Annotated in this window: 23 protein-coding genes and 1 other RNA gene; 19 read left to right on the top strand and 5 right to left on the bottom strand. The window is 50.1% G+C overall.

Going from position 1 to position 23,157, the window contains the following annotated elements:
• Positions 1–72: 72 nt before the first annotated feature.
• Positions 73–672 (top strand): xanthine phosphoribosyltransferase, encoded by a 600-nt coding sequence (locus NK662_RS09675; RefSeq protein ID WP_254758721.1) that lies wholly within the window; start codon positions 73–75, stop codon positions 670–672.
• The gene (gene pbuX / locus NK662_RS09680) at positions 669–1,973 is read left to right on the top strand and encodes a xanthine permease PbuX (protein ID WP_254758722.1); all 1,305 of its coding nucleotides are present in this window, start codon (positions 669–671) and stop codon (positions 1,971–1,973) included. Before NK662_RS09675 ends, pbuX begins: the two co-directional genes overlap by 4 nt.
• A 19-nt stretch (positions 1,974–1,992) precedes the next feature.
• On the opposite strand, the gene NK662_RS09685 is transcribed toward pbuX, so the two are convergent.
• Complete coding sequence (locus NK662_RS09685; RefSeq protein WP_254758723.1) at positions 1,993–3,147, bottom strand: DUF418 domain-containing protein; 1,155 nt, start codon at positions 3,145–3,147, stop codon at positions 1,993–1,995.
• A gap of 256 nt (positions 3,148–3,403) precedes the next feature.
• On the opposite strand from NK662_RS09685, the gene NK662_RS09690 reads away from it, so the two are divergent.
• The 8 genes from NK662_RS09690 (at position 3,404) to NK662_RS09725 (ending at position 11,788) form a co-directional block, all read left to right on the top strand.
• Positions 3,404–4,501 (top strand): type III polyketide synthase, encoded by a 1,098-nt coding sequence (locus tag NK662_RS09690; protein WP_254758724.1) that lies wholly within the window; start codon positions 3,404–3,406, stop codon positions 4,499–4,501.
• Positions 4,498–5,052, top strand: coding sequence for an isoprenylcysteine carboxyl methyltransferase family protein (locus tag NK662_RS09695; RefSeq protein ID WP_368736063.1), 555 nt, complete (start codon positions 4,498–4,500; stop codon positions 5,050–5,052). The genes NK662_RS09690 and NK662_RS09695 overlap by 4 nt, the downstream gene beginning before the upstream one ends.
• Positions 5,053–5,339: 287 nt before the next feature.
• Entirely contained in the window at positions 5,340–8,990 is a 3,651-nt protein-coding gene (locus tag NK662_RS09700; protein ID WP_254758726.1) for a dynamin family protein, read from the top strand.
• A gap of 13 nt (positions 8,991–9,003) precedes the next feature.
• Positions 9,004–9,273 (top strand): YpbS family protein, encoded by a 270-nt coding sequence (locus tag NK662_RS09705; protein WP_254758727.1) that lies wholly within the window; start codon positions 9,004–9,006, stop codon positions 9,271–9,273.
• 61 nt (positions 9,274–9,334) lie between these two features.
• Positions 9,335–10,168 (top strand): sulfurtransferase, encoded by an 834-nt coding sequence (locus NK662_RS09710; protein WP_254758728.1) that lies wholly within the window; start codon positions 9,335–9,337, stop codon positions 10,166–10,168.
• A 132-nt stretch (positions 10,169–10,300) separates the two neighbouring features.
• A non-coding RNA gene (gene ssrS / locus NK662_RS09715) (6S RNA) lies at positions 10,301–10,481 on the top strand.
• Positions 10,482–10,535: 54 nt separating this feature from the next.
• Entirely contained in the window at positions 10,536–11,402 is an 867-nt protein-coding gene (locus tag NK662_RS09720; RefSeq protein WP_254758729.1) for a 5'-3' exonuclease, read from the top strand.
• Between the two features lie 125 nt (positions 11,403–11,527).
• Positions 11,528–11,788: a DUF6123 family protein gene (locus NK662_RS09725; protein WP_254758730.1), complete on the top strand. Its 261-nt coding sequence runs from the start codon at positions 11,528–11,530 to the stop codon at positions 11,786–11,788.
• Between the two features lie 2 nt (positions 11,789–11,790).
• Here the strand turns inward: NK662_RS09725 and NK662_RS09730 are convergent, their stop codons facing one another.
• A complete protein-coding gene (locus NK662_RS09730; protein WP_254758731.1) occupies positions 11,791–12,696 on the bottom strand; it encodes a DMT family transporter in 906 nt (301 codons plus the stop codon).
• Positions 12,693–13,097, bottom strand: coding sequence for a reverse transcriptase-like protein (locus tag NK662_RS09735; protein WP_254758732.1), 405 nt, complete (start codon positions 13,095–13,097; stop codon positions 12,693–12,695). The genes NK662_RS09730 and NK662_RS09735 overlap by 4 nt, the downstream gene beginning before the upstream one ends.
• A gap of 226 nt (positions 13,098–13,323) precedes the next feature.
• On the opposite strand from NK662_RS09735, the gene NK662_RS09740 reads away from it, so the two are divergent.
• A complete protein-coding gene (locus NK662_RS09740; protein WP_254758733.1) occupies positions 13,324–13,992 on the top strand; it encodes a reverse transcriptase-like protein in 669 nt (222 codons plus the stop codon).
• A 7-nt stretch (positions 13,993–13,999) separates the two neighbouring features.
• Positions 14,000–14,188, top strand: a complete 189-nt coding sequence (locus NK662_RS09745; RefSeq protein ID WP_254758734.1) for a zinc-finger domain-containing protein — start codon at positions 14,000–14,002, stop codon at positions 14,186–14,188.
• 65 nt (positions 14,189–14,253) lie between these two features.
• Here NK662_RS09745 and NK662_RS09750 read toward each other — a convergent pair whose 3' ends face one another.
• Positions 14,254–14,526, bottom strand: a complete 273-nt coding sequence (locus NK662_RS09750; RefSeq protein WP_254758735.1) for a DUF2564 family protein — start codon at positions 14,524–14,526, stop codon at positions 14,254–14,256.
• Between the two features lie 119 nt (positions 14,527–14,645).
• Entirely contained in the window at positions 14,646–14,843 is a 198-nt protein-coding gene (gene cspD, locus NK662_RS09755; RefSeq protein ID WP_254758736.1) for a cold-shock protein CspD, read from the bottom strand.
• 240 nt (positions 14,844–15,083) lie between these two features.
• Between cspD and NK662_RS09760 the strand changes: the two genes are divergently transcribed.
• The 7 genes from NK662_RS09760 (at position 15,084) to NK662_RS09795 (ending at position 23,152) form a co-directional block, all read left to right on the top strand.
• Positions 15,084–15,380: a cytoplasmic protein gene (locus tag NK662_RS09760; RefSeq protein WP_254758737.1), complete on the top strand. Its 297-nt coding sequence runs from the start codon at positions 15,084–15,086 to the stop codon at positions 15,378–15,380.
• A gap of 115 nt (positions 15,381–15,495) precedes the next feature.
• Complete coding sequence (locus tag NK662_RS09765; protein WP_254758738.1) at positions 15,496–15,720, top strand: hypothetical protein; 225 nt, start codon at positions 15,496–15,498, stop codon at positions 15,718–15,720.
• 355 nt (positions 15,721–16,075) lie between these two features.
• Positions 16,076–16,420, top strand: a complete 345-nt coding sequence (locus NK662_RS09770; protein ID WP_279664158.1) for a DUF485 domain-containing protein — start codon at positions 16,076–16,078, stop codon at positions 16,418–16,420.
• 2 nt (positions 16,421–16,422) lie between these two features.
• Positions 16,423–17,985, top strand: a complete 1,563-nt coding sequence (locus NK662_RS09775; RefSeq protein ID WP_254758739.1) for a solute symporter family protein — start codon at positions 16,423–16,425, stop codon at positions 17,983–17,985.
• A 288-nt stretch (positions 17,986–18,273) separates the two neighbouring features.
• Positions 18,274–18,642: a response regulator gene (locus NK662_RS09780; protein ID WP_254758740.1), complete on the top strand. Its 369-nt coding sequence runs from the start codon at positions 18,274–18,276 to the stop codon at positions 18,640–18,642.
• Between the two features lie 166 nt (positions 18,643–18,808).
• Entirely contained in the window at positions 18,809–20,722 is a 1,914-nt protein-coding gene (locus NK662_RS09785) for a chemotaxis protein CheA (RefSeq protein ID WP_254758741.1), read from the top strand.
• A gap of 237 nt (positions 20,723–20,959) precedes the next feature.
• Positions 20,960–23,152, top strand: a complete 2,193-nt coding sequence (locus tag NK662_RS09795; protein WP_279664161.1) for a chemotaxis protein CheC — start codon at positions 20,960–20,962, stop codon at positions 23,150–23,152.
• Positions 23,153–23,157: the final 5 nt, after the last annotated feature.

The raw sequence follows: 23,157 nt of genomic DNA on the forward strand, positions 1-23,157 counted from the left end.
CTTGTTCCTCACTTGTAAGAGTGGGGTCTGCTTTTTGGGGCTTTTTTGCATTCACAGGAGGGGAGAGTCATTATGCAAGCTTTACAAAACAAAATTTGTTCAGAAGGAAAGGTGCTGTCCGCGGAGGTGCTGAAGGTGGATTCGTTTCTGAACCACCAGATGGATCCGGCATTAATGCAGGACATCGGCCGGGAGTTTGCCAAGAGATTTGTGGACGAGGGGATCACGAAAATTGTAACGATTGAATCTTCGGGCATTGCCCCTGCCATTATGACGGGGCTGGAGCTGGGGGTAAGCGTCGTGTTTGCCAGAAAGCGCAAGTCATTGACGCTGCAGAATAATCTGTACATTTCACAAGTGCATTCCTTCACAAAGCAGGAAACGAACGACATTTCTATTTCCAAGGAGTACCTGCAGGCAACGGACCGGGTGCTGATCATTGACGATTTTCTGGCAAACGGCCAGGCGGCACTCGGGCTGCTTGATGTGGTGAAGCAGTCGGGCGCAACGGCTGTCGGCATCGGCATTCTCATTGAAAAATCGTTCCAAAGCGGCCGGACTTTGCTGGAGCAGACCGGTGTGCGCATAGAATCATTGGCAAGAGTGGCATCCTTGGAGGATGGCACGGTTACATTCCTAGAAACCGTCACTGCAGGAGGAGCACAATCATGAAACAGCATCCCATTCAGGTTTTCTCACTTGGCATTCAGCATATGCTCGCTATGTATGCGGGCGCAGTGGTTGTGCCGCTTATTGTCGGTGGTGCCATCGGGCTGAATTCCGAACAGCTTACATACCTTGTTGCAATTGACATCTTCATGTGCGGCATCGCAACGATTTTGCAGGCGCTCAGCAACCGCTTTTTCGGCATCGGCCTCCCGGTGGTGCTTGGCTGTACGTTCACAGCAGTAGGACCGATGATTGCCATCGGCGGCAAGTACGGCATTTCTGCCATCTACGGCTCTATCATTGTGGCGGGGGTGTTCATGGTTGTATTGGCATCCTTTTTCGGCAAGCTTGTCAAGCTGTTCCCGCCGGTCGTGACCGGCTCGGTTGTAACTGTCATTGGCGTTACGCTTGTGCCCGTTGCCATGAATGATATGGCAGGCGGCGTGGGAAGCAAGGATTTTGGCAGTCTTGCCAATCTGGCCTTGGCCTTTGGCGTCTTGCTGTTTATTATTGCCGTGTACCGTCTGTTTAATGGATTTATTCGTTCCATCGCAATTTTGCTTGGCATTGTTCTTGGCACAATTGCAGCATCCTTCATGGGCATGGTCAGTCTGAAGCCCGTTGCACAGGCAAGCTGGCTGCACGCGGTACAGCCGTTCTATTTCGGAACGCCGACCTTTGAAGTGACACCGATTGTTACCATGATTCTTGTAGTCTGTGTCGGGGTTGTGGAGGCGACCGGCGTATACTTTGCCCTGTCTGACATTTGCGGCCGCACGCTGACGGAGAAGGATCTGACAAAAGGCTACCGGGCAGAAGGCCTGGCGATTATTTTGGGCGGTGTGTTCAACTCGTTCCCATACACAACCTATTCCCAAAACGTCGGCCTTGTCCAGCTCTCCGGCGTAAGAAACCGCGTTGTTATCTACGTATGCGGCGCCTTGCTGGTCCTGCTCGGCTTTATCCCGAAAATTGCGGCATTGGCAACCATCATCCCGCATCCAGTCCTTGGCGGGGCGAGTCTGGCGATGTTCGGCATGGTTATGGCATACGGCATTAAAATGCTGAGCAAGGTGGACTTTGCAAAGCAGGAAAATCTATTGATTGTAGCATGCTCTGTAGGCATGGGTCTCGGCATTACTGTAGTTCCAACCCTGTTTGCCAAAATGCCGGAAAGCATCCGCATTCTGACGGACAACGGCATTGTGCTTGGCAGCTTGACTGCTGTTGTGCTGAACGTGCTGTTCAATCTGCTGCCATCTAAGCAAGCGGAGATGAAGCAAGCTATGGAAACAGCTTCTTAAGCAGAAAGCCTCTCCGGATTCAGCCGGGGAGGCTTTCTTGCTTGCGGATGGGAAAGGTGCGTCCATATGTGCCGATCCGCCATAGATACTCCAGCGGTCCGTACTGAAACCGGGACAGCCATTGCCTGCTCCACCAGATTTGCAGCAGATAAAACAATGGACAGTAGACCAGGCTCGCGGCGAGAGAAAGCGGCCCATCCAGCTTCAGATACAGGCTGAACAGCAAAAGGGTGCCGATGGTTTGAGCAATATAATTTGTAAGTGCCATCCGCCCAGCCCAGGCAAGCGGCTGCAGCCGTCGCAGCCAGCGTTCCCGCCCCGTCAAGCGCAGCAATGTGACTGTATAAAAAATGAATAAAAACTTGCCGCTCAGGAGCACCCAGGGAAAAATAGCCGTGGCATTGTAGGATTCGGTGCTGAAATAATAACGCAGCATGTAATACCAACAAGGCAAGGCCAGCACAAGAGAAACTGATTGTACAATGCATAATGTACGATCGAACTCCCGGGTGCGCTGGAATAATTTGATTTTCCCGGCATACAGTCCCAGAAGAAACAACCCAACTGTCTCGGGAAGGAGAATGATGTTATTGCTCATGTTCCCATGGAGAAAGTAGCTCCAGCGGTACTGAATCTGTCCGCCCCATGCTGCCAGCGGATTTTTAATTTCATTTACTGTATGGGAAAGAGGGACTGTACCATATACCGCAAATATAAACAAAACGAACAAAGTCAGCAAAACCGAGCCTGTAACAAGAAGCGCCTCCGGTTTGCAGCGGTAAAACAACAAGAGAAGCAGGCCGGCCATCGCATAGCTGTGCAGAATGTCCCCGCCCCAGAGCAGCACATAGTGCAGCGCGCCGAAGAGGAACAGGAGCAGCAGGCGGCGCAGGAACAATGTTCGTGCTGAAGCGCCCTTTGCTTCCGCGCGGCTCATGAAGATGTAAAAGCCAAGACCAAATAAAAAAGAAAACATGGTGTAGAACTTCGTTTGCACAAGCATGTCATACAGCAGCCGGACCACTGCATCCGTTCCGCTGTATACGGTTTGCCCATTTAAGGACTCCAAGCCGGACAGTGTCGGCCAATTGACCAGAAAGATGCCAAATACGGCAAAGCCGCGGATGATATCAAGCGCCTGCACCCGCTCTTGGACAGGCTCCGCTATTTTCAATGCAAATCGCCTCCAATCCTCCCCATTATACAAGAGGCATGGAAAAACAATCCATATGAAAGATTTCCATAATTTTTTGCTGTTTTCTGCAGACAAGTGCGCTATAATAAACATGCACAACAAAAGCTTAAACCACTCCTTTAAAACAGGCAGTCAAGCTGGAAGCTCCTTAGGCAGGGAGCTTTTTTTATTTGTCTGCATATTTTCCTGCCGGCAAGAGGAAAGTATAGGTAAATAATGAGATGGAGTGGGAAGTATGCCTAAGGTTGTATCGGTCGGAATTTGTCCGCCTCCCCATGTGCTAAATCAGGATACTGTAGTGGAATTTGCAAAAGAGCTGTTCAGTGATGCTTACCGTGACATAAACCGGCTGCTGCAGGTGTTTGAGAACGGCCAGGTTGAGAAGCGGCATTTTGTGAACGATATGGCTTGGTTCCGGCAAGACCATAGTTTTGAGGAACGGAATGATACATATATAGAGCAGGCAAAGCAGCTTGGCGCGAAGGCAATTGAGACTTGTCTGATGAATCAAGCTTTTTTGCGGAGGCCCGTCGAAGCGGGAGAGATTGATGCTTTCTTTTTTATTTCTTCAACGGGCATTGCGACGCCCAGCGTGGACGCAAGAATTATGAACATGCTGCCGTTTTCGCCGCATGCAAAGCGCATTCCGATTTGGGGATTGGGCTGTGCCGGCGGAGCAGCGGGGCTGTCGCGCGCATTTGAATATTGCCGTGCTTTTCCGGCTGCAAAGGTGCTGGTGCTGGCCGTTGAACTGTGCAGTTTGACCTTCCAGCGCAATGACCTGTCAAAGAGCAATCTGATTGGCACATCGCTGTTTGCGGACGGAGTCGCTGCAGTGCTTGTGGCCGGGGATGAAGCAGATGTTGCCGCTTTATCTGCGCTGCCGGTTTTGCCCGCATATATGGATTCCCAATCGACACTGATGCCGGACTCTGAGGGGGTGATGGGCTGGGATGTGAAAAGTAACGGGTTGTACGTCGTTTTCTCAAAGGATATCCCGGCCATCATCCGCGGCTGGCTGCGTCCCAATGTCGAAAGCTTTCTTGAGCGTCACGGCCTGGCAATGACGGATGTGCCGCATTTCATCGCCCATCCCGGCGGGAAGAAGGTGCTGGAGGCCTATCAGGCGGCGCTTGGTGTCCGGCCGGAGCAAACCGGAATTTCATTTGATGTGCTGCGTGAATATGGCAACATGTCCTCGGCAACAGTGCTGTATGTGCTGGAGCGCTATATGCAGCAGGTAAAGCAGGCCGGTGAAGCCGGCATCGTGGCTGCCCTGGGACCGGGCTTCAGTTCAGAGCTTATTCTGGTGCGATGGGAGGAAGTAAGGTGAGCTTTTTTCCGTTTTTTCTGTTTGTGCTGCTGCAGCGTCTGCTGGAGCTGTTCATTGCCAAGCGCAATGAACGGGTGATGAGGCAGCGGGGGGCGTTTGAATTTGGACAAGGGCATTACAAGTACATGGTCATGCTGCATGTTTCTTTTTTGCTGGCGGTGCTGCTGGAGGTCACGTTGTTTGGGCGCAGTGAATCGCCGCTTTGGCCGGTGCTGCTTGCTGGTTTTGTCGCCGTGCAGTTGCTGCGGGCCTGGGCGATTTTATCGCTCGGGGCTTTTTGGAATACGAAGATCATTGTACTGCCGGGTGCCGAAGTGGTGGCGAAGGGGCCATACAAATATATCCGGCATCCCAACTATATGGTGGTGATTGTGGAGTTTCTGTTGATTCCGCTTCTGTTTCAGGCCTATTTTACCGCTGTCCTCTTCAGTATATTGAATGTGCTGCTGCTGCGTGTCCGCATCCGGGCGGAAGAGAAGGCGCTCATGGAGGCGACGGCTTATGAGAAAACGTTTGCAAATCGTTCAAGATTTACGCCAAAAAGATATTGATACTCATTCTCGCTCCTGCTACAATAAGCTCTATAATGATAACCATTATCAAAGACGGGTGTGGTGAAAGCATGGTATACGCATTTTTAGCTGGGACAATTGCAATTTATACAGTAGTGGCCAAGGTTGTGCTGCAGCAGGTGGCAGGGCCAGCAAAATGAGAATATATGTATAAATCCTCTTTCATGAAAAATGAGAGAGGATTTTTTCGTTTTTACTGTGAACGCCTTGAAAATTCAGATAAAATATACATAGATACGCATCAAGACAAAAAGGGGACACAAGGGATGAAATATGTTCTAGAACGCAGTCAGCTGCAGCCGCTTCTCGGGCTGTACGAGACATGGAAGCTTGAAGGCGATGCCGTATACAGCACGAAGCTTCTTGAGGTGGCGCGCAAGCAGGCAAAGGGAGAGTTCCTGCTCGCCTTTTGTGGCCATTTTTCCGCCGGGAAGTCCACAATGATGAATCACTTGTACGGAAGCGATCTGCTGCCGACAAGCCCGATTCCAACGAGCGCCAATGTGGTGAAAATTCAGCGGGGCGCCGACAGGGTGGTGCTGACGCTGCAGTCCGGCGTGCAATATGAGTATGCCGGTGCATATTCGGATCAGGAGTTGAAGCAGCTTTGCAAGAATGGCGATGAGGTCGTGGGGGTGCATATCTACCGCAGCGATGCCAATTTGCCGGACGGGGTAATCCTCATTGATACACCGGGAATCGACTCCACAGATGAGGCGCATAAGCTGGCCACGGAGTCCGCTCTGCATTTGGCTGATGTAATTTTTTATATGATGGACTACAACCATGTCCAGTCCGAAGTGAACCTGCAGTTCGTCAAAGAGCTGAAGGAACGGCAGAAGCGGGTATACCTGGTCATTAATCAAATTGATAAGCATAAGGAAAATGAATTGACCTTCGCGGCCTATCAGGAGAGTGTTTCCGGCTCCTTTGCAAATTGGAATGTCGTGCCCGATGGCATTTTCTATACTTCTCTGCGCAGCAAGCAGCATCCGCACAATGAGCTCGGCAAGCTGGAGGAGCTGCTGCATGCCATTGTGGAGAATCGTGCTTCTCTTATGAAGGAGAGCCTGGAAAAGGAAACAGATTATTTGCTGCAGGAGCATCTGGATTGGCGGCAGCGGTCGCTGGAGCAGGAGACTGAAGCGGCTGCACAGCTTGTAAGCCGGGCCCCGGACCAGGAAGCAGTGCAGGCGAAGCTTGCCGGACTGTATGAGGCGCGAAACACCCTCCATGAGCGCGGAAAGCAAGTGAAGCTGGAGTACGGCAAAGGGGTGGAGCATATCCTGGAGAATGCCTATCTCATGCCCGCCCAGCTGCGGGAATTGGCGCAGCTGTATCTGGAAACAGAGCTGACAAACTTCAGGTTCGGGCTTTTCTTTGCCAAAGCCAAGACGGAAAAAGAAAAGGAAAGCCGGCTGCAGGCCTTCTATTCCCAGCTGCGGCAGACAGTGGAGTCCCAGCTTGATTTTCACATAAAAGAGTACATTCTTTCCTTCTTGAAGCAGGAAAAGGTGTATACAGAAGAGCTGGGCCGGCTGGTGTACGATTTGTCCGTGGAATTTGAACCCGCGCTGCTGCGCCAAGTCGTGAAGCCCGGTGCCGGATTCACGGGCGACTATGTATTGAATTACACAAACGATCTGGCCCAGGAGTTGAAGCGCAAGCACCGGAATGCGTCCGTAGCCTTTCTGGAGGCGCATTGGCCGCTGCTGCAGGGAGTATGGGAGCGCGAGCTGGCAGACGTGGCTGCACAGCTGGAAGAGTACGAGCGGTATGCATCAGCCTGGCATGCGATTACGCAGGGGAGACAGGAATATGAGGCGTATACTGCTTATGTGAAACATATTCGCAGCGGGGAGGAGGAAGTGGCGGTTCCGCAGGCGGAAGAGCTGCTGCAGGGCGAGGACATTCAGTTGCATGCCCGCCCTGTCCTTCTGTCGGAGCAGACGGAAGAGATCACTGTTGACGAGCAGCCGCAAAGCGTGCAGGATTCCTCTGCCGAAGAACGGGTGGCGGCCATTACGGGACATGTGCGGAAAGCAGAGGAAATCATCCGTTCCATTCCGGCTCTGCAGCATCTCTATGAAGAGATCGCCGAGAAGCGGGAACGTCTGGAGACGCGCCAATTTACTGTTGCGCTGTTTGGCGCCTTCAGTGCCGGCAAATCTTCCTTTGCCAACGCTTTGCTTGGGGAAAAGGTGCTGCCGGTCTCTCCAAATCCGACAACCGCAACCATCAACAAGATTATGCCGGTGACGACTGAGCGCCCGCACGGCACAGTGCTGATTCAGTTAAAGTCAGCGGATGCTTTGTTGAAGGACCTGCAGCAGGTGTATCGCCTGTTTGAAAAGGACGCAGCTTCGCTGGAAGAGGCGCTGCAGCGGGTCGGGGAGCTGTTAGACCATCCATCCCCAAGCGGCCGGCAGAAAACGACCTTCAGCTTCCTGCGCGCCGTGCAAAGGGGCTACAGCTTCTTTGCCCCTAAGCTTGGACAGCTGCTGACCACAGATTTGGAAGAGTTTGCGGCATATGTGGCCGAGGAAGAGAAGTCCTGCTTTGTCGAATACATGGAGCTGTACTATGACTGCGAGTTCACGCGCAAGGGCATTACACTGGTGGATACACCGGGAGCGGATTCTGTCAATGCGCGGCACACAGATGTGGCCTTCCAGTATATTAAAAATGCTGATGCAATTTTGTTCGTTACGTATTATAATCATGTCTTTTCAAGAGCGGACCGTGAGTTTCTGATTCAGCTCGGCCGGGTGAAGGATACTTTTGCAATGGATAAGATGTTCTTTATCATCAATGCGGCTGATCTGGCTGCCTCCATGGAAGAGCTGCAGACCGTAAAAACGTACATTGCGGGCCAGTTGCTGCAATATGGCATCCGCCATCCGCGTATGTTCCCGCTTTCTAGCCTGTTTGCCCTGCAGGAGCGCAAAGGGGAAACGGCGGCGCCGGGGCAATACGGTATTTTGGCGGAATCAGGCATGCATGCCTTTATGGAAGCCTTCACCGCCTTCACCATGAAGGATTTGCTGCGGGTTTCCATCGTATCGCTGCAGCATGTGCTGCAGGGGACGCAGCAGCTTTTAAGCACGATGCTGCAAAATGCCGAGGCTGGCAATGAGGAGAAGGAAGCAAGCAAGAAGAGATATACGCGCGAGCGCGAACAGGTATTGCAGGAAATCCGCTCCTATAGCGTCCTGACCGAAGAACGGGCCTTGCTGCAAGAGGTGCGGGATCTCTTGTATTATGTGCGGCAGCGCATCTTCCTCAGATACCGGGATATTTTCCCGGAGATTTTCAATCCGGCGGCATTGCGTGCGGACAAAGGCGATATCAAGCAGCAGGTGCGTGATTGCACAGCGGAGCTGCTGGACTTTATGAAGCATGATTTGCTGCAGGAAATGCGCGCCACTTCACTCCGCATTGAAAAGTGGATGAAGGAGAAGCTGCACGTGTCCCGTGAGGATTTGGCCGTACAATGCCAGGAGCGGAACAGAGGCATCATGTTTGATGAACGGGAGGCCATTCTTGCGTCGCCTGCCCATGGGGAGCCGATGGCTGGTCTGGAGCTCGGCAGCTTTAAAAAAGCGATGGCCCTGTTTAAGAATACAAAGAGCTTTTTCGAGCAAAATGAACGGGCGAAGATGCAAGAGGAGATGAAGCAGCTGATTGAGCCATTCATTGCCGCCTATACAGCTGAAGAGGAAACCCGGCTTCTGGCGCACTATCAGCAGCTGTGGCAGACCCTTTGGCAGGGAGAGAAGCAGCAAATGGAGGCGGATGTGGAGCAATATTATGAAGGAATTTTGTATGCTTTGTCGGAAACAATTGATGTTTCATTGTACAAGGCGGCGCGTGATACAGTACAATACACAGTAGAAGCTGTACAAAGCGAACTATAGAGAGGTGAACATCATGGGAGAAGTACATGTAGCAATCAGCGCCCACTCCAAGCAGCAGCATGCGGTAGTCACGCAATTTGCCCAACTCGATGCAATGCGCGAGGCGGCTATTGAGGCGGCAGTGGCGCTTTGCCTGCAGGGTCAGCCGTTTTCCGTAGACGGCATCAATGGCGCTACACAGCAGGTGAATGAATTGGCTGCGAAATACGGCTATGTGCCAACAAGAAAATATGTCACAGCAGACATGGTGCAGGAATACGCAGCGCGTTTGCAGAAGAAGTAAACTGACAGCGGCGGAGGGGGGTTCCCCTCCGCTTTTTCCATTTGAGGTAAGGGGGATTTTCATGAAGCATATTGTAGAGGCAGGCTGGCTGGCAGAACGTCTGCAGGACTCGAATATCCGCATTATCGATTGCCGCTTCGACCTTGGCAGACCGGCCTGGGGGAGAGGAGCCTACATAGAAGGGCATATTCCGGGAGCCCTGTACTTCGATTTAAATGAGGACCTGTCTGCACCTGTAGGGGAGCATGGTGGACGCCATCCGCTGCCGGATTGGCACATATTTGCAGAGAAATTGTCAGCGGCCGGAATCGATGATGGCACAATTGTGGTCGCCTACGACAGCCAGGCCGGAGCGATGGCTTCGCGGCTTTGGTGGATGCTGACCTATTTAGGGCATTCGCAAGTGTATGTCTTAAATGGCGGCCTCCAGGCTTGGGGGGATATGGGATATCCGGTAACTGCGGATGTGCCGCAGGTGGAGCGGAAAACCTTCCTCCCGCGCGAACAAACACATTTGCTGCTGTCCATGGAACATGTGCGTGAACGTATCCAAAACGGGGGCGAGTATGTCCTTTTGGATGCACGTGAGCCGCACCGGTATGCAGGAATTGAAGAGCCGATTGATAGAAAGGCCGGACATATTCCGACCGCCGTATCCGCCTTCTGGAAGGACGGTGTGGCTGAGGACGGCCGTTTTAAAGCGGGGGAGGAGCAGCGTCAAAGGTTTGCGGGCCTGCACCAGGAGAAAGAAATTATTGTATATTGCGGTTCAGGTGTAACAGCTTGCCCCAATGTGCTGGCTTTACAAGAAGCGGGCTTCCAAAACGTCAAGCTCTATGCCGGCAGCTTCAGCGACTGGATTTCCTACGAGGCGAATGCTGTCATAAAATCGTGAAACTCACCGGGCATTTTCTGTTGCATCATGTGAACCATTGTATTACAATGAGTACACAAAGCTGATACACGGCTTGTACAGGAAGCATTTTACAGACGGTCAAAAGTGTGATATGATATGAATCAAATGGAAAGCATCCTGCGGTGTACGTGACTTGTTTATGTCTTAAACCGATGTGAATCATACGGAAGTCCGATATTTAGACACTGACATCATGCCCCCGCGTCGGGGAAGATGGATGCGTTTGTGAGGACATCCACCTGCGAGAGCGGGTTTCAAGGCATATCGTAGTGACGGCACAGGCGGGACTTTCTGCTAACCTTACGTAATCCACGTGAGGTTTTTATTTTTTTTGGGAGCGAATGGGATGAAAAAAATTTTATTGATTGATGGCATGGCACTCTTGTTCCGCGGCTTTTACGCGACAAGCGTGCATGGACAATATATGAAAAGAAGCGACGGTACGCCGACGAATGGCGTGAATGGCTTTGTCAAGCATGTGCTGGCGGCAGTCAGTGCGGTTCGGCCGACACATGCCATTGTGTGCTGGGATATGGGAAGCACGACCTTTCGGACAGAGTCCTTTCAGGATTACAAGGCCAACCGCCCTGAACCGCCCATGGAGCTGAAGCCGCAGTTTGACTTGGTGAAGGAGGCGGCTGCGCATCTGCAACTCCCAGGCGTCGGCCTGAAGGGCTATGAGGCGGATGACTGCATTGGAACATTGGCGAAGCAGTATTGCGGGGAAGCGGATATATTTGTGCTGACAGGCGATACAGACCTGCTGCAGTTGGCAGATGAGCGGATAACAATTATGCTCCTGCGGAAAGGCATCGGCAATTATGAGTATTATACGCCGGAGCGCATCATGGAAGAGAAGGGCGTGGCTCCTTGGCAGATCGTGCACGCCAAGGCGTTCATGGGCGACAGCAGCGACAATTATCCCGGTGTGAAGGGCATTGGCGAAAAGACGGCCTACAAGCTCATTCAGCAGTTTGAAACCGTGCAGGGCGTGCTGGACAATCTGTCTGCGCTGACAAAAGCACAGCGCACCAAAATTGAAAGTGATTTGGACAATCTGCATATGTCCCTGCGGCTGGCGGAAATTCACTGTGAAGTGCCGATTTCCTGCGAACTGGAGGAGGCGGTGCTGCGGCTTGGCGAAGAAGGTCTGCAAGCCTTATATGACCAGATGGAATGGCGCCGGCGCGATCCGTTTGCCCCTATCCTGTAAAAGGAACTTCCTGCGGGGAGTTTTCTTTTTATACATAGCCTTATCAATTTCCAGTGCTGCAAAAGTGCGTTGGGAATAGAAAATGGTATGCTACAATAAGGGTATATAGCATAATGGGGGGCGCCATGAAGACAGTTGCAGAATATATCTCCTTTTTGCAGGGGAAAGGGTTTAAATTGCGGGAGGAAGCCCTGGGGTTCATTTCCTTTGGCCAACGCTACACTGGTGCGGCGGATGAAGTGGTCATTGCGGCAATTGAAGCGACGCTGAAGCATCAGCTCCACTTTGACGGGAGCTATTTTGTAGCCCTGCTTGAGCAAATGAAGGGGCATCAAATTGAAGATAGAAAAAGCGCACAGGCATATGCGCGTAAGCTCTTAAACTGAGCCTACGCCGCCTGTGCGTCTTCTTTTTCTTTGCCCGGCAGTTCAGCGAAAACCATGCCGAGCAGGATGCAGGCGCAGCCAATGACGGCTGACAGGGAAAGGTGCTCGCCTGCCGCCAGTACACCTGCGAGCGCTGCAAATACAGGCTCTGTCGCCAGTATGATGGCTACCCTGGTCGGTGACGTGCGCTGCTGTGCTGCCGTCTGAATGAAGAAGGCCAGCGATGTGGCAAATACAGATGTCAACACCAGAGCGAACAGGAAGGACCCGTTCTTCCAGAGGGCTGCAGACAGCAAGGCATGCCAATCCTCAAACAGAAAAGCGCAAATGGTGGAGAACACCCCGACCGCCAGCACCTGCATGGTACTGAGCGTCAAGGCTGAAAATTTTCGGGAGTAAGCGCCGTTTACCAGAATATGCACTGCAAAAGCTACGGCGCAGCACAGCACAAGAAGATCCCCCTTATTCAAACTGAAGGAGTCCTCTGCTGTAAGCAAAAACAGTCCGATTGTGGCGACACCGACACCAATCACTGCGAACATCCCGGTTTTTCGCTTGAGGAACACATAAGAGAAAACCGGAATCATCACGATGCTCAATCCTGTGAGAAACCCAGCCTTGGAGGAGGTTGTATACAGCAGGCCGAATGTTTGGAACAAATAGCCGCCAAATAAAAACAGGCCAATGAGAAACCCGGCCTGCACCGGCTTCCACGAGAAGACAACACGCTGCTTCTTATGAGAAAAGAGCTGCGCCATCCAGAGAATGAGCGCTGCCAGCAGGAAGCGAATTCCATTAAAGGAAAAGGGCTCGACCAGGGAAATTGCATTTTGTACGACTACGAACGTGGCGCCCCAGACAAAGGCAACAAATAACAGAGCAGCATGCGCCAGCCATTCCCGCTTCATGCCTGCGCCTCCCGTTCCTGCTTCTGAATGGCCCGGCGCGCCAGTTCATCCGCCACTTTATTTTGCTGGCTTGGGATCCATTTGATAAAGAATAGATCAAATTGCTCAATGAGCTGCAGCGCCTGCTCCAGCATGGGGGCAAAAGCCTTGTTTTTGGCGTAACGCTTCTCCACCGCCCGCTCTACAAGCTGGGAGTCCGTGCGGAAGGATACCACGTTATACTGATGCTCGCGGCAATAATCCAGCGCCAAAAGCAACGCCCTGTATTCGGCTTCATGATTGCTCATGATGCCAAGCGGCACAGACAGCTGCACCGGATTATCAATGCCTTTAATAAAGATGCCCGCACCGGATGGACCAGGGTTTCCCTTTGTCGCCCCGTCAATGTACACTTCTATCAATGAGATACCCCCTTCAGTCAATTCTTCATCTACTGTACCATGTTTGCATCCAAGAATACAGATGGTATTTATGATAGGAAACATGCCCGCACCGGTCTTTCGTCCCCAGGCTGGATGCCGTCCGCACATTCAGATGTATGAAAATGACATGTTACTATAAGATATAAATATAAGATCTTCCACACTTCTCAAAAAGTCAGATTGCCCGAAAAAAGGAGAATGCGACATGAATTATCAAATCCATTGGCTATACAAACCGAAACGCGGCAAGGATGCCCTGCTTCAAACTGAGTTTATGCCCCTCGATGAAGCTCTGCAACTGGCGGCTGATTTCGAAAAAACCGGCCGGGTAAAGGAGCTGTCCTTCTATGATGAAATGGGGACGCACTGGACACGGAAGGAAGCGGAAAAGCTCGGCAAGAAGGCGGAAGAAGAGCCGCAGCGCATCGTTCTGTGCTTTGACGGCGGCTTCGACCTGCAGCTGAAGCGGGCGGGCATTGGGGTTTGTATGTACTACGAGAAAAATGGAAATACTTACCGCGTTCGCCGAAACAGCCAGTTTCATGACCTTGACAACAATAACGAGGCAGAATATGCCGCCCTTCTTTACGGCATGCAGCTGTTGGAGGAAGCCGGCGTGCAATACCAAACGGTGACGCTGCGCGGAGACTCCCAGGTGGTGCTGAATCAGCTGTCCGGAGAATGGCCGTGCTATGAGGAAGGGCTTGCGCGGTTTTTGGACAGAATTGAGGAAAAGGCGAAGCGGTTAAAAATTTTATTTCAATATGATCTCGTGTCACGCAAGCAAAATAAGGAAGCACATAATTTGGCAACCCAAGCGCTGCAAGGAATCGCAATTGACAGCCATGCGCCGGTTGAGCAGCAGGAGGAGTGATTGCACGGTGAGCCGCAAGCAGCTCATTACAGAGGTCCATAACTTAATTGAAGCATATTGTGAGGGGTGCTTTTTAAATCGGCAGCTCCGCCATGATCACAGCCGGCGGTACGCACAAAATTTTTGTATCCGCCAATGCACAGTTGGTGAAAAGCTGCAGCAGTACGGGCAGCTGCTGTCAGGCGGGGAAACATAAGAAGAGCCTTGAATCTCATGAATAGTACAGTTCCCCAGCTAAAAAAACCGCCCACGGAGGGCGGTTTATCGTTTTGCTTCCAACAGTTGGTGCTCGCAGCGGGCCAGCTTTTCCTCTTGATCCATCAAAAACGGCTCATCGAGGTCCACGGCTTGCGCCTTTGCGCTTTCCAGCTGTGCGCGGGCTTGTTCTACAGCTGTTGTTGCATGATCCATGGTTTCAGGGTCCATGGTAACGGTGGCGGCGCCGACCATTTGCTCGGCAGCCTGCACCCGCATGAACACCTGTTCAAAGTCATTGAAGCCTGTATTTTGGGATTGATGTCTGCTTTGTGTCATAAGTAATACACCTCCTGAGCATAGATTGCACCCATCAGGTGTCTTTCATTCCACGATTCACAAACCTTTTGTACAGAAAAAGGGGACTGCCGAAGCAGCCCCCTTATGTATACGGTGAATTACAGCTTTACAACGTTAGCTGCTTGCGGACCGCGGTTTCCTTCCACGATTTCAAAAGAAACTTCTTGTCCTTCTTCCAGGGATTTGTATCCTTCGCCTTGGATGGCGGAGAAGTGTACAAATACGTCTGCAGCGCCTTCAGCCTCAATGAAGCCGTAGCCTTTTTCGTTGTTAAACCATTTTACTTTACCTTGCATGTTTACTTCCTCCCACTACGAATCCAGTTTCTCATTCTATGAATATCTCAATTATTGCAGCAGAAAGCACCGCCAATTTCTGAAATATTCTGCTAAATGACAGTTTAAATATACAATATAACGCAAAAAATAGTCAAGTAAGCGTTTTAAATTTTCTTGGCAAAAGGAATTTTGCCGGGGAAAGGCGAATATATAAAAAAAGCAAAAGGTGCTTTTGAATGAAACCAGGAGGGATCCGGTATGTATCGGACAACAGTAAATGGACAAGAAATAATTATTAAAGTATCACTGCGGCTCGCTAAGGAATCGGTTGACCGCGATGCTGTATATGAATCTGTTCTTTCCATTGCAGAACGGCTGCTGTGCCGGCCTGAACAGGCGGACTTCGCAGTTCATAATAAGGAAATCGGCCTGATTATTGGAGAAGTGCAGCGCGGCAGCATTACCGTATTTGCTGTGGAACATATCATTCAAAAGCAAAATATTTTTCGGCAGCACATGCAGGATTATATGTTTGAGGAGGGTGCGGGCTTATAATGGCCTCCGCTCCGATTTAAATGTGAAATATTTCACAAATTGTTGCGGGATCCATCGGCCGAGGGGCTGCTATCCATGCTATAGTAGAGGCAAGAACAACGAAAGGGTGATCGACATGATCTGCTGCGAATGGCAGTCCTTTGCAACTGAAGCAGAAACATACACGCGCGATAAGTTTGAAAACATTATTGGAGACAAATTTGAAGCCATGCTGGTGGATGATCAAGGCTTTCCAAGCTACATTTGGACAGCAAACTTTGTATGCATAGTAACAAAGCGCAGCAAGATCGTGGAGGAAGTAGAATTCAGAACAATCCCGCGCAATCCTGTGTGCGAATAATGGCGATTGAAACAGCCGGGGCCGCGGCTGTTTTCTTTTTTGTATAACAGGGGAAAGGCGGGAATGCGCCAATATGCCAAGTGATCAGGGGATTCGGCAGATATTATGTGCAAACTCAGCATTCTGTTATACTACAAGAATTTATGGGAATTTTTGGTGCAATTTGTCGAATGAAATTTCTATGCAGAATGGGACATATTGACTACACTAGACTTAAGTTTCTGAATATTTCCAATTTTAATTCGGATTCTTATTCGTATTTGTCAATCAAGCGAGGGGGGATGCAAGGCAAGAGAGCAGCTGCTGCCGCTGCACACGTCATACAAGTTCTTATTTCGAAAGGAGAGTGCCTTACATGGAGATCAAACAAGAAGCGGTTTCCCGCGCGAGAAAAAATGAAATTGATTACACGGCTGTGGCTAACTCGTCAGAATTCAAGACGCTGCTGCAGGAAAAGAGAAAATTTATTGTTCCAATGTCCATCTTCTTCTTTTGCTTCTACATCGCCCTTCCACTCATGACTTCTTACTCCAAGGTATTAAACACGCCGGCAATTGGGGCTATTACTTGGGCTTGGCTGTTTGCGATCGCCCAATTCATTATGACATGGGCGCTGTGCATCATCTACAGCAGGAAGGCTGAGTCCTTTGACAAGCTGTCTGACAAAATTCTGCAATCATTAGAGAAGGGGAGGGGCTAAGAGTGAACGGCACAGTTAACACTACCGCATTTTCACTATTCCTAGTAATTGTACTTGGAACATTGGCAATCACATATTTTGCATCCCGAAAGACGAAGAACGCGAGCGACTTCTATACAGCTGGCGGAGGCCTTACCGGCTGGCAAAATGGTCTGGCCATTGCCGGCGATTACATGTCGGCTGCATCCTTCCTCGGTATTGCCGGAACAATTGCGCTGGCTGGATTTGACGGATTCTTCTATAGCATCGGGTTCCTTGTGGCGTATCTTGTTGTACTGTACCTGGTGGCCGAACCACTCCGCAATCTGGGGAAATATACGCTGGCTGATATGATTGCGGCGCGGTTTGATCAACGTAAGGTGCGCGGCGTAGCTGCCTTGAACACAATGACGATTTCCATCTTCTACATGATTGCGCAGCTGGTAGGAGCAGGTGCACTTATTAAATTATTATTGGGTATTGAGTATACTACCTCTGTACTGATCGTCGGAACGCTGATGACCGTGTACGTAATCTTCGGCGGGATGACTGCAACAAGCTGGGTGCAAATCGTAAAGGCAGTCATGCTGATGGCTGGAACGTTCATTATTTCCGTGATGGTTTTTGCCAAGTTTGGCTTCAGCCTTACTGAAATGTTCGCGCAGATGAAGACGGCAACACCGTTGAAGGAAGCTTTTTTGAATCCAGGCGTAAAGTACAAGAATGGTTTGGACACGCTTTCGCTAAACCTGGCACTTGTACTGGGAACAGCAGGCCTGCCGCACATTCTCGTCCGTTTCTTCACAGTAAAGGATGCCAAAACAGCACGCCAGTCCGTTGTATATGCAACATGGATGATCGGTGCTTTCTACATTATGACATTATTCCTTGGCTTTGGCGCCGCTGCCTTTGTTGGTAATTCCGCCATTGTCAAAGCAAATCCTGCCGGAAACATGGCAGCACCGCTGTTAGCTCAAGCACTGGGCGGAAACCTGCTGTTTGCTTTCGTATCCGCTGTTGCATTTGCAACAATCCTGGCCGTTGTAGCAGGTCTTGTATTGACAGCAGCTTCTGCTTTCGCGCATGACTTCTATAACGAAATTTTGCGAAAAGGCAAAGCAACAGAGAAAGAGCAGGTTGCAATGGCACGCTATGCCTCCATCGGTGTTGCGATTCTCTCCATTATTTTGGCACTGTTTGCCCAAACATTGAACGTGGCGTTCCTTGTAGCTTTGGCTTTTGCCGTTGCGGCAAGTGCAAATCTGCCGGTTATTCTGTTCACGATCTATTGGAAGCGCTTTAATACAACGGGAGCCATCTGCGGCATGCTGTTCGGCTTGATTACAGCAATTGTGCTTGTGGCAATCAGCCCGAATGTTTGGAATCCGGTTGCAGGCAAAGCGATTTTTGTGGGCACACCTCTGATTACATTGACAAACCCGGGCATTATCTCGATCCCTGTTGGCTTTATTGCAGCATATTTGGGAACGGTGCTGTCCAGCAGGAAGGTGGACCAAGCGAAATTTGATGAAATTTTGGTTAAGTCCAATACAGGACACGGTGTGAGTGGTGTTTCAAATCACTAATATAGGGGAGGAGCGCGTAGGCGCTCCTTTCTCTTTTGGAAAAACAGTGGAGAAACGATCGCTTTAGGCAATCCGAATCAGAATGACTCTGGCTACAAACAATAAAATGAGGTGGATTTCCATGTGGATGAATCATTCTAACGTTGCCATGTCCCAAACAGGCAAGTATAATGGGTGGTAGAGGATAGAATGCTGTTCTTCCATATGCAGCCTGTTGCATATTATTTTTTACCTTTCTATACGTAAAAATTTAATATACAAATTATTTATTAAGGAGTGCGAATGCTGATGGCACACAAAATTTTAGTAGTGGATGACGCAATGTTCATGCGGACAATGATTAAAAACCTGTTAAAGAGCAGCCCGGATTTTGAAGTGGTTGGGGAAGCAGAGAATGGCAAGGATGCCATCCAAAAATATAAAGAACTGCAGCCGGATATTGTGACGCTGGATATTACCATGCCGGAAATGGATGGACTGGAAGCATTAAAGGAAATCATGAAAATAGATGCAAAGGCAAAGGTTGTTATTTGTTCGGCCATGGGCCAGCAAGGTATGGTGCTTGATGCGATTAAGAATGGGGCAAAGGATTTTATTGTAAAGCCATTCCAAGCAGACCGCGTAATTGAGGCGCTTACAAAAGTTTCCGCCATGTAAGAGAGGCGCTTGTCTGTAGGAGAAAGCAAGACAGAGCATACTATCCTTAAAAGCCGCATATGAAAGGGCGCTGTATTCTGGACGGGAATAGCGCTCTTTTTCTCTACCTTTCTGGAGACATCTGTCTCCGGGAAAGCAGGTACATATCGTGAAAGGAGGAAAGAATATGGCAAATGAATTGCTCACGATTTTTTTGGATGAGTCACAGGAGCATCTGCAGGCACTGAATGAGAATGTACTTCGTTTGGAGAGCAATCCTGCTGACATTGCTGTTGTGGGCGAAATCTTTCGTTCCGCCCATACTTTCAAAGGAATGTCCGCTACCATGGGCTATACAAATATGGCAAATCTCACTCATAAAATGGAGAATGTGCTGGATGAAATCCGGAATGGGAGATTGTCCGTTTCGGGGGAAGTCATCGATGTCATCTTCGAGTGCATTGATTCGCTGGAAAAAATGGTGGCCGATGTGCAGCAAGGAGGCACGGGAAATATCTCGGTCAGCAGTACGATGCAGCGTCTGGAAGCATTCATGAACCGCGATCAGGCCAAGAGACAGATAAAGGATGAACAAGCTGTTGAGGCAGGACCTGCAGAAGCCACACATATTGTGCGGGTTACCATTAGTGAGAGCGCGCTTCTGAAGGCTGTCCGGGCCATTATGTGCCTGGAGGCAATACAGCGTGTGGGAGAGCTTCTTGCGACAGAGCCGGCCATTGATAAAATTGAAGCGGACGAGTTTGGCACACAGTTTGCTGCCTATCTGATTACGAATCATGATGCAGAGGAAGTCCGGCAAGCTGTGTTGTCTATTTCTGAAATTGAGGCAGCGGAAGTGCAGTCGCTGGAGGAGAAGCAGGAAGAAGTGGCTTCGGCACCGGCTGCAGGCGCCACAGCAGCGCCGAAGCCGGCTGCTAAAGGTGCGAAGGTGGAAAGCCGGACAATCCGGGTTCAGCTGGAGAAAATTGAAAAGCTGATGAATATGTTTGAGGAAAGCGTGATTGAACGCGGAAGGATTAGTGAACTGGCAGATGCCATTGCAAATAAAGAGTTAATTGAACATCTGAATCGTTTGGGAGACATCTCAAAGGATATTCAGAATCTCTTGTTGAATATGCGCATGGTGCCAATTGAAACGGTATTTAACCGTTTTCCGCGTATGGTGCGCTCTCTTGCCAAGGATTTAGGCAAGAAGATTGACCTGCAAATTGTGGGAGAAGATACAGAGGTTGACAAGATCGTCATTGATGAAATTTCTGACCCGCTTGTACATTTGATCCGCAATGCCATTGACCATGGTGTTGAAACGGTGGAAGAACGGCTGCAGGCAGGGAAAAGTGAAACTGGTTTAATTAAGTTGGAAGCATTTCACAGCGGAAATCATGTTGTCATTCAAATTACGGATGACGGCCGCGGCATCAATAAAGTAAAGGTGCTGCAAAAAGCGATCAGTAAGGGGATCGTGACAGAAGCCGAGGCTTTAAAAATGTCTGACCGTGAAGTGCATGAGCTTATTTTCAGCTCCGGATTCAGTACAGCAGAAGTTGTTTCGGATTTGTCCGGCCGCGGTGTCGGCATGGATGTTGTAAAGCACACCATTCATTCCTTGGGCGGCCATCTTATGATTGAATCGGAGGAAGGAAGAGGAAGCACCTTTAGAATTGAGCTGCCGCTGACGCTTTCTATTATCCAATCAATGCTTGTGCAGACGAATGAGCGGCGATATGCCTTCCCGCTCGGAAATGTGGTTGAGGCGATTCGTGTGAGCCAAGAAGAAATTCAGGTAATTCAAGGCAAGCATGTATTAAACTACCGGGATCAGATTATTGAAGTAATTGGCCTCGGGGATGTATTCGGCGAGAAACAAGCAGAATCAGGTGGAGGCAGCATGATTCCTGTATTGATTGTGCGCAACACAAGACGCAGCTACGGACTGATTGTAACCGGAATTATTGGCCAAAGGGAGATTGTCCTGAAATCACTGGGTGATTTCTTCGCCAATAGCTCTAAGTATTTCTCGGGGGCAACAATTCTCGGAGACGGCCGGGTAGTACTAATTGTGAATCCGGAAGTGTTTTAAGGTGTGATGGGGAGAGTCCAGGGGGGTGCTGCGGCACCTCCTTTTCTATGCGCACAACAGAAAAACATTTGTCAAAAGGCAGGCTTTTAAGTTAATATATTATTATATTTAATTATATTATTTTTAGAGAGGAAAGAAAGCTGTCCGCACGGCTGATAGCTTTTTTGTTTTTAGACAAAACTGAACGTATCAGAGTAAAAGCACAGGAATGCTGCACCAGGAGGGGGGCAAACAGCAATGGAAAACAGCAAGGAGTTACTGACACAAGCCGAGATTGATGTTGTAGGAGAAGTCGCAAATATCTCCTTCGGTTCAGCCGCGACTGTTTTGTCCACGCTGCTGAATAAAACGGTCAGCATTACCGCGCCTCGTGTGGAGGTTGTAGCACTGCAGCAGGAGCAAATGGAGGTTCCGTATGTAGTGCTTGATATCGAGTTTACCAAAGGGTTAAGCATGCAGAACTTGCTTGTGCTTAAGCAGGAGGTAGCGCTGGCGATTGCTGATTTAATGATGATGGGAACAGGTGAAATTGAGCCGGGCCGGGAACTGACAGACCTGGAGCTGAGTGCTGTCCAGGAGGCTATGAACCAAATGATGGGGTTTGCGGCCACCTCGATGTCCCAATTCTTCGGTGATACGGTGGACATGACGCCACCCGGCATTAAGGTTGTGGATCTGTGGCAGGAAATCCACAGTGTGTACGACTTAAGAGAAGGAGAATCTGTGGTACAGGTTTCCTTTGATTTACAGATCGGGGACTTTATCAGCTCCAAGCTTGTGCAAATTGTATCCGTAGAGAGTGTCAAAGCTATGGGCCGCAAGCTGCTGGGAGAAGCAGAACCTGAAGCTCATAAGGAAATGCCGGCTCAGACGAACAGCAAGGAATTGCTGACGCAAGCTGAGGTTGACGTCGTGGGAGAGGTTGCGAATATTTCCTTCGGCTCGGCCTCCACCGTCTTGTCCACGTTGCTGAATAAGACGGTCAGCATTACCGCGCCTCGTGTGGAGGTTGTAGCACTGCAGCAGGAGCACATGGAGGCTCCATACGTAGTGCTTGATATCCAGTTCACCAAGGGGTTAAGCATGCAGAACTTGCTTGTGCTTAAGCAGGAGGTAGCGCTGGCGATTGCTGATTTAATGATGATGGGAACAGGTGAAATTGAGCCGGGCCGGGAACTGACAGACCTGGAGCTGAGTGCTGTCCAGGAGGCTATGAACCAAATGATGGGGTTTGCGGCCACCTCGATGTCCCAATTCTTCGGCGATACGGTGGACATGACGCCGCCCGGCATTAAGGTTGTGGATCTGTGGCAGGAGATCCACAGTGTGTACGACTTAAGAGAAGGAGAATCTGTGGTACAGGTTTCCTTTGATTTACAGATCGGAGACTTTATCAGCTCCAAGCTTGTGCAAGTTGTATCCGTAGAAGGCGTGAAGACAATGGCGCGCAAGCTGTTGGGGGAAGCGGAGCCTGAAATGCAGACGAGCGTCCCCGAGCCTGTGCAGAGACTGTCCCGGGAAGAAAAGGACATTCTTGGCGAGATTGCCAATATCTCTATTGGTTCGGCTTCTACAGTCCTATCTACGTTATTAAATCAATCAGTCGTCATCAGTGTGCCGAGTGTGGAACTGATTAATGCCCGGCAGTACATGGATGTTGCCATGCCTTATATTGTCCTGAACGTGAATTTCATTGAGGGCATTAAGCACGAAAATGTATTTGTGATTGAAAAAGAAACGGCTTTGTCCATGGTGGATTTAATGATGATGGGAACAGGCGAGGTGGATGCTGACAGGGATCTGACCGAACTGGAAGTGAGCGGCGTTAAGGAGATTATGAATCAAATGATGGGCCACGCCGCGACGGCAATGTCAGAGCTGTTTCACGAGAAGGTGGACATTACCCCGCCGACGGTACGGGTGGTGGCATTGGCTGAAGAGCTTGAGCAGATGCGGACAGTTGCCCGTTCAGATGAGGTTGTGCAAATTACGTTCCAACTGGAGATTGGCGACCGCATCCACTCCAGGATGTATCAATTTTTGACGATAGAAGAAGCGCAGAGCATGACAAGGCGTCTGCTGCCTGAAGAAGAGCCGATACCTGTTGCGGTGCCGGAGCCTCCGCAAGCCGAAGCTTTCCTGTTGCCTGACTTTGGACAGACAAAGCCGGCTGCAGAAGAACCGGCGGCACAGGCGGGCAATCAGAATGATCTGATGCTCCAGCAAGTTGAAATCAACCTGGAGTTTGTCTTTGGAAGCACTGTGCGGACGATTGAAAATATTCTGAGTCTGCAGGAGAGTGAAGTAGTCGTACTCGACGAGGATATTGATGAACCCATTCAGATTTATGCAAATGGTGTACTGATTGCTTACGGTGAATTGGTGAATGTAGACGGCTTCTTTGGGATTAAAGTGGCAAAGGCGCTGTAGCTGGT

Source organism: Ectobacillus ponti (genome assembly GCF_024294785.1).
Classification (GTDB): Bacteria; Bacillota; Bacilli; order Bacillales; family Bacillaceae_G; genus Ectobacillus; species Ectobacillus ponti.